6 protein-coding genes are annotated in these 6,091 nt (G+C 29.4%); all 6 read left to right on the forward strand.

The window, feature by feature from the left end; all coding sequences use genetic code 11:
* Nucleotides 1–21 precede the first annotated feature (21 nt).
* A complete protein-coding gene (locus HMPREF2897_RS08860; RefSeq protein WP_070593005.1) occupies nt 22–801 on the forward strand; it encodes a tandem-type lipoprotein in 780 nt (259 codons plus the stop codon).
* 2 nt (nt 802–803) lie between these two features.
* A complete protein-coding gene (locus HMPREF2897_RS08865) occupies nt 804–2,168 on the forward strand; it encodes a hypothetical protein (RefSeq protein ID WP_070593007.1) in 1,365 nt (454 codons plus the stop codon).
* Nucleotides 2,168–2,494 carry a hypothetical protein gene (locus HMPREF2897_RS08870; protein ID WP_070593021.1) on the forward strand — a complete coding sequence of 109 codons (327 nt, stop codon included), beginning with the start codon at nt 2,168–2,170 and terminating at the stop codon, nt 2,492–2,494. Before HMPREF2897_RS08865 ends, HMPREF2897_RS08870 begins: the two co-directional genes overlap by 1 nt.
* Nucleotides 2,495–2,497: 3 nt before the next feature.
* A complete protein-coding gene (locus tag HMPREF2897_RS08875; protein WP_070593009.1) occupies nt 2,498–2,785 on the forward strand; it encodes a hypothetical protein in 288 nt (95 codons plus the stop codon).
* Nucleotides 2,786–3,348: 563 nt separating this feature from the next.
* Nucleotides 3,349–5,079: a DUF2075 domain-containing protein gene (locus HMPREF2897_RS08880; RefSeq protein ID WP_070593011.1), complete on the forward strand. Its 1,731-nt coding sequence runs from the start codon at nt 3,349–3,351 to the stop codon at nt 5,077–5,079.
* On the forward strand, nt 5,072–5,413 hold the full coding sequence (locus HMPREF2897_RS08885) for a nucleotide pyrophosphohydrolase (RefSeq protein ID WP_070593013.1): 342 nt from the start codon (nt 5,072–5,074) through the stop codon (nt 5,411–5,413). Before HMPREF2897_RS08880 ends, HMPREF2897_RS08885 begins: the two co-directional genes overlap by 8 nt.
* The last annotated feature ends 678 nt before the right edge of the window (nt 5,414–6,091 follow it).

The raw sequence follows: 6,091 nt of genomic DNA on the forward strand, positions 1-6,091 counted from the left end.
TAAATAGAGAGATGTGAAAATATGAAACATTCAAAAAAATTAGTTTTGTTTGCAAGTTTCTTAATTTTAACGATTTTTAATGGGGGATGTGGAAGTATGACAAAAGAAGATAATAAAGAAGAAAAAATTAAAAAGAGTTTTGAAAAAACATTAGGTATGTATCCTATCAAAAACCTTGAGGACCTATACGATAAAGAAGGTTATCGAGATGAAGAATTTGATAAAGATGATAAAGGGACATGGACATTATATTCTGAAATGGCTATACAACGTAAAGGTGATGATCTTGAAACGAGAGGTATGGTTTTGAAAGTAAATCGAAATACAAGGACATCAAAAGGAAATTATATAATTAATAAAATATCTACGGATAGTAAAGGGGTTAGTCAAAATACTCAAAAAAAATACCCTATAAAAATGGAAAATAATAAAATCATTCCAACTGAAAGAATTGAAAATTTTAATGTAAAGAAGGAAATAGAAGAATTCAAGTTTTTTTCTCAATATGCAAATTTCAACTCTTTAAAAGATTATAAAAATGGAAAAATAGCAACTAATCCAAAAGTTCCTAGCTATTCAGCAGAGTATGATTTAGAAAATAGTGATTATAATGTAAAACAATTAAGAAAGAGATACGATATTCCTACCCAACAACCACCTAAATTATTGTTAAAAGGTACAGGTGACTTAAAAGGTTCTTCTATTGGGTCTAAAGATATTGAATTTACTTTTATCGAAAAACCTAAAGAAAACATATATTTTTCTGATAGTTTAGACTATAAACCAAGTGAGGGTCATTAAATATGAGCTCAACTGAATATCAAATAAAAACAGAAAATATCACTAGTAATTCTGAAGAAACTAGCACTGTGTCTAAAGTTAGTTATGAAATAGAAAATGCAAATGATCATAATTTAGGTGATGATAAAATTCGTGGTCAGTTAGAAAAATTGAAAGCAAAAGGAACATTTCCAAACAATCTTAATTACCTTAAAAGCTATACGGACCCTAATACAGGCACGACGTCAACTGCCTTTTTAAATAAAGATACAGGAAAAGTGACTGTGGGAATGGCTGGGACAAATGTACATGAGAAACAATTAAAAAATACGCTTAACCCCTTTAATTTTATTAAGGATAAACAAGAGGCCATAGATGCAAGAGGATCAATGCTAGATTTTGCCGCAGATACAAACATTGGATTAAACACTGTTACAGATAAAGATGCGCGTTTTAAAAACACGCAACAATTTATCAAAGATATTAAAAAAGACTATGAGATAGATACGATCACAGGTCACTCTTTGGGTGGCCGTGATGCGATTATCATAGGTGTTAGTAATGATATTGACAATGTGGTTGCTTATAATCCTGCACCACTAACGGTTAAAGATTTTAGAAGAATTATAAAGGGACCAATATCTAGCCTTCATGATAAAGAAAAAGATGCATATATAGAGTCGTTTATTAAAAGTTATGATGGTAACATATTAAGAATTGTTTCTGACAAGGATGAATTAAATGGCATTATAAAAAAGACTGAATATGTATCTGCAGGAAATGAAATGGTAATTAAAAATGGTAAAGGGCATTCCATGCTCGGGTTTTTAGGGAAACGCGAGCAACGTGAAATCAAAGCAGAATTAGAGAAGCTAAAGGGATATCAAGATGCCAACAATAAATCCTTTGTGACTGCGAAAAAGCAGGCGTCAAAAAAATTACAACAAATTGATGCGGTGAAAGCGAATATGGTACAAGCAAGCGGCGGAGCATTATCGTCATCTCAACAAAAGATTTTAGAATTTTTAACAGCGCTTTCGATAGCTGTAAGTTTAAGTCAAATGGTAGAAGAAGAGATTCAACAGTTGCGAAAGTTGTACGCTGATATGAAAAAGTTGTTTAAAAAAAATTGGGAAGACGCCCGGGAGTCTGGAAGTGCGTTGGGAAAACATCTTTCCGATGGAGAAGTCCTAGACGCCCTAGATGTGGGCAATGTTAATGAAAACAAATTAGTAACGATGCCGCATAGTAAGATTTCTTATAAATTAACACAACTCACGAATGTATCATCACAGTATGATACTTATATTTCAAAAATTAAGACGAGTATCAATGAAATTATTGAAAAAGATCAATCGCTCGCAAGTCAAATTGGAGATTTAGCATGATGTTTTCTGAATATAAGCAACTTAATGAATTAGAAGACGTATACGACACAGAAAAAAAACAAGTAGATCAAGCGTTACAAAAACTAAATGAATTAAGGCATCAAATACGAAGAGAAAATGAGGAAAGCTATGATTTGTTTTTACATTTAAAAGAAAAAATGAATTATAGTAATGAAGCTAATGGTAGAATGCTAAACAATATAGAAGAATACGAGTATGAAGTCAATCAACGACTTAGACAAAGTGAGATAAAATTAGAAAATTACAAAGATGAACTAAGAAAAGAATATTTAAAGCAATTTGAGAAAATAAAGGAGGGTGATTAAGTTATGTTAATGGCAAACCCAGTTGCATTTGATGGTTCAGCTGTAAGTGAACTGAAAAAAATGATGGAAAAAAACCGTATTACAAATGTCATTGCACCAGAACATAACAAGCGACATCATGACCATGAAAACAAAATGAAAAACGAAGAAAAAAAGCTTATTGAGCAAACAATTAGTCATTGTAATTCTTTTAGAAGTGAGTTTGAAAAATCAGCTAAAGGAGATTGGGTTGACAATGCAATGTCTGAATTAGATAAGATAGGTGAAAGTTTAAAGCAAATTATAGATTGAAAAGTCTTAGTTTAAGGTGAAAAAGAGGTTTAAAAAATCAGTAGAAATACTGGTTAAATATAGTGAAGACACTTAACGAATTAATCGATAAGTGTTTTTTAGGAATATCACTAGCTCAGGAAAGCGTACCATAAGGTATAAGGTTTTTAGTGTATTAAGAAAGAACATGTAGATATTATGTTAAGTAATTTTGTGTTTAAAATTGTTTAGGGAGTTATTAGTTCTTCTTTAATATTATATGACACTTCACAAAATAGATATATTAGATCAGATGTTCATTTGATTTTTAGGTTATTATTAAATATAATTTTATTTTTATTTTATAAATATAATTATATTTATAAAATAAATAAGAATGTGACTAATCAAGGTGAATAATCGTTAGAGAATCAATTATGCAACAGTTGGACGGTTTGGTTTAAGGTATTCACGTAACTTGAGTATCATATACACAGTATACTATCTCGATGATTACAATTTTTTCTCAATAAAAAAAAGTATATTAATTTAGCATAAAATTGATAAAATAGAGACGTATATATGAGAAATTGATAGGTGATATAATGGGAAACTTATTAAAAATAGAAAATATTAACTATTCACTAGAGAATTTAGATAACTCAGTACGTAAGTGGAATACTTCAGCAAATGGGAAATTTTTATTGAGATATCCGACTGTGTATATCATTAATGACAAAAAGAGTGAAAATAATTTTGAAGTTTATGTGGGAGAAACAGCTGATATAAGAAATAGAACAAGACAGCATCTAAATGCTGATACGAAGGTGAAATCATTTTGGGAAGATTTTTCTGAATCAAAAAAATCATCAATGTATGTGATTGGTCATGAATTATTTAATAAATCTTTGACTCTCGATATTGAAAATAGATTAATGCAGTATTTGTTGAGTGTAGAGAATATATCTAGAGTTCATAATAGTAGAACAAATCAACAAAATGAATATTATACATCGGAAATGCTTGATGAAATATTCTCTGAAATATGGCAATCTTTAAATAAAAAAAATAAATCGTTATTTCCTATAGAAAGTATTATTAAAGATTCAGCTATATTCAAAGCATCTCCATTTCATAAATTGACACAAGAACAAATTAATGCTAAAGAAGAAATACTAACTAAAATTAAAGAAAGTATACTTTCAAATGAAGATGGACAATTAATTATTGTTGAAGGAGAAGCGGGCTCGGGTAAAACAGTTCTAATGAGTACATTACTTTATGAACTAGGAAAATACAATTTGGATTTAGATGAAAATTTAGATATTCATCTTTTAGTTAACCATAATGAGCATGTTTCTATATATAGTCAAATAGCTTCTAAATTAGGTATAGCTAATAAAAAAAATAAAATTGTTCAAAAACCTACTAGTTTTATTAATAACAACTCATCAGATGAAAAAGTAGATGTAGTTATTGTTGATGAAGCACACTTACTTTTAACTCAAGGGAAGCAAAGTTATCAAGGTAAAAATCATTTAGATGATTTATTGGCGAGAGCCAAGGTTGTGGTAATTGTATTTGATATAAAACAAGTTCTTACTACTGAACAAATTTGGGAAATAGATAAGTTGAATGAATATTTTGATAAAGCCAAAAGTAATAGTAATCATGTAACATTGAGAAATCAAATGCGTATAAATAGTGATATTTCAACTGTTAATTGGATCAGAAACTTAGTTGATTATCAAGTAATAAATTCTATACCTAAAGATAAATTAGGATATGATATTAAAATCTTTGATACACCAGATGAGTTAGAAAAAGCTATTAAGATAAAAGCTACACATACAGATAGTGGTATATCACGAATGCTTGCTACATTTGATTGGAAGTATGGAACCAAGCCGCCTAATCATGAAGACTTTTGGAGAGTTAAAATCGGAAATTGGTCCATGCCTTGGAATTATCAATTAAAAGCTAATAGAAATCAAGTTAGCTTACCGTGGGTTGAGCAAGATCAAACAATTGATGAAATAGGCTCAACATTTACTATACAAGGTTTAGATTTAAACTTTGCAGGCGTCATTATAGGACCTTCAGTTAAATATAGAAATGGTAAAATTATTTTTGACAAAAGTGAGAGTGCTAATAAAAAAGCTACGCAAAGAAGAACGTTAAAAGACGGATCAAAACAGTATTTTTCAGAAATGCTTTTGAAGAATGAATTAAATGTCTTATTAACACGTGGTGTAAATGGCTTATATATTTATGCTGTAGATGATCAGTTAAGAGAAGCGCTAAAAATAGCAGCAAAGGGTGAGAGCAATGGATGAAATTAATGATATCGTGAAAGAAATTAATAAATTTAGAGATGCTCGTAACTGGAGACAATTTCATAATGAGAAAGATTTATCATTGTCCATTACTTTAGAAGCAGCTGAGTTATTGGAATTATTCCAATGGAAAACATCTGATGAAGTAGTAGAAACTAATCGTGAAAGGTTAGCTGAAGAAATAGCAGATGTTTTAATATATAGCTATATGTTAGCAGACAATTTAAATTTTGATATCAATGATATTATCCGTAAGAAGTTAGTGAAGAACGCGGAGAAGTATCCTATAGCAAAAAGTAAAGATAACAAAATTAAGTATAATGAATTGTCTTAGAAATTTGGTTTTTAAATACTTTAATATTTTCAAATAAAAATTATCAATCCCATAAACTCCCCATCTTACCTACACATTTTCATGTGAGTATGGTGGGGAGATTTTTAATTTAATTTTTATCAATATCCAATCATTTTTTCAACTTTTTAAAATCACACGCCTCATTTTCTTTCATTATTCGCTCAAATCTTTCTGTAATTCTTTTCAATTACGTCGAAATACGTATTAAGCAGGTCTCGTTGTTCATTTAAGACTCCTAGATATGTATACAACAAGGTTTAGACATCGATTTGATTTTGACAGAACATGTATGTGTTTTTTCAGATATCCATTTATGGCATATTTAAATTGCTTAGACACTCGATAAATTCAATCATTTTGACACCATTGTATGTGAGAATTAACACGTGGTATTACTGTTTCTGTCGAAGTGCTTAAATTTATTCTTTTTAGTAATCATGCTGTTTGTTTATATATATATTTGATTATCTGAGGATATTTAATTGGCTCGTATATTACCTGGAAATAATTACGCTACACGTAAGAAAATCTCTACTAAGATGAAGCGTATAGTTTTAAACTACATGTCACTCGTATACCATTATAATTTTTCATGGTCGCACTCGTGAAATGATCACTAAAATTCATAAAACAACTTAGAAGTAAAAATAATTAGGA

Origin of the sequence: Staphylococcus sp. HMSC065D05, from assembly GCF_001813195.1 — a bacterium.
Lineage (GTDB): Bacteria > Bacillota > Bacilli > Staphylococcales > Staphylococcaceae > Staphylococcus > Staphylococcus epidermidis.